The following is a 1,228-nucleotide window of genomic DNA, read 5'->3' as shown; positions in this document are numbered from 1 at the left end:
TGCGTCGGGGATTGCAACGGCAGTATATGAGTCTTTTAGTGAACATGGCACTGCGCAATTCCAATAGTCTAGAAAGTGCCCGCACCTTCCCTGAATTTATTATTGCTATCCAAACCTTTAATACTCCCGAGGATGCTCGGGTGTTAGCCCGGTATAAACTCCGTCAATTGCGGGATGCGATCGCAAAGACCTTGAACAAACAAGGGAAAAACCTTGATACTGCTAGCTTAGCCCACTTAGAAGGCGCACGCGATCGCATTACTAAAGTGTTGGATGCACCGTTGCAATCGGAATAAATCATGACTTGAGCCGTAAGCTCTCAGCTCTCAGTTTTCAGCTATCAGCTATCAGCTATCAGCTATCAGCTATCAGCTATCAGCTATCAGCTATCAGCTATCAGCTTTCAGCTTTCAGCTTTCAGCTAAAGGCCAACCGCTGAGGGCTGAGGGCTGAGGGCTGAGGGCTGAATGCTTACCATAAGCTACTCCCCCGAATTGAATTTGGGGGATTCTGTTTGACCCGGTGGGTGGAATGAGCCTGTTGGTGGAACAGGCATCTTGCCTGTTTCATTTCCCGGCGGTCTGTCCCAACCCTGGCCACGAGGCGGAACAGGCATCTTGCCTGTTTCATTTCCCGCCTGTGGTCTTCCCAGGAATTTTTCTTTCCTGGCAATAGTACCCTTAAGGGTTATTGGACAGTTGCAAAAAGTATCATAAAGTCTAGTAAAGTCTTAAGTAAATTGTTAGACTAGAGACATGACATTAGTACCACGACCTAAGGCGGTCGAACTTACGGGACTCTCTCAAACCACGTTAAGGAAGTACGCAGAGAATGGCACCATCAAATGCGAACGCACCCCAAGCGGATACCGCCTGTTCGACACAGTTAGTCTTGCCACTCTGGGAAAACGACAAGCCCCGAAGCCAGTCACAATCTGTTACTGCCGAGTCAGTAGTAGCAAACAATTTGACGACCTCGCATGGCTTGTCGCGTACATGCACTCGCTCTTCCCGGAAGCGGAAATCATCTTTGACATCGGCTGTTGACTCAACTACAAAAGAAAAGGTCTTAGAGCCATACTGGAACGACTTATGCAGGGATGTCAGCTCACGATTGTTGTTGCCTGTAGAGACCGGCTTACCCGATTCGGTTTTGAGTTGTTTGAGTACTTGGCAGAGCTCAACGGTGGGAAAATCTTGGTTCTCGACCAGCCTGAAAGCTGTCTTTG

General features: G+C 48.5%; 2 protein-coding genes and 3 pseudogenes. All 5 read left to right on the top strand.

The annotated features are described in order from the left end of the window. Nucleotides 1–296 (top strand): annotated as a pseudogene (locus F6K37_RS43305) (zinc-dependent metalloprotease); the annotation flags it as partial. An 8-nt stretch (nucleotides 297–304) separates the two neighbouring features. Then, nucleotides 305–439, top strand: coding sequence for a hypothetical protein (locus tag F6K37_RS43300; protein ID WP_287257329.1), 135 nt, complete (start codon nucleotides 305–307; stop codon nucleotides 437–439). A gap of 92 nt (nucleotides 440–531) precedes the next feature. After that, the gene (locus F6K37_RS43295) at nucleotides 532–675 is read left to right on the top strand and encodes a hypothetical protein (RefSeq protein WP_287257328.1); all 144 of its coding nucleotides are present in this window, start codon (nucleotides 532–534) and stop codon (nucleotides 673–675) included. Nucleotides 676–755: 80 nt separating this feature from the next. Beyond that, nucleotides 756–845: pseudogene (locus tag F6K37_RS43290) on the top strand (IS607 family transposase); the annotation flags it as partial. Then, nucleotides 832–1,228: pseudogene (locus F6K37_RS43285) on the top strand (RNA-guided endonuclease InsQ/TnpB family protein); the annotation flags it as partial. The pseudogenes F6K37_RS43290 and F6K37_RS43285, both read left to right, overlap by 14 nt.

It is taken from the genome of Moorena sp. SIO4E2 (genome assembly GCF_010671945.1).
Taxonomy (GTDB): domain Bacteria; phylum Cyanobacteriota; class Cyanobacteriia; order Cyanobacteriales; family Coleofasciculaceae; genus Moorena; species Moorena producens.
Note: the sequence above shows the minus strand (reverse complement) of the source record. Positions and strands in the feature narration are given on the sequence as shown.

Excerpts from the sequence above, each read along its gene's own strand:
- F6K37_RS43295 (WP_287257328.1), top strand. The coding sequence starts at position 532 with ATGAGCCTGTTGGTGGAACAGGCATCTTGCCTGTTTCATTTCCCGGCG.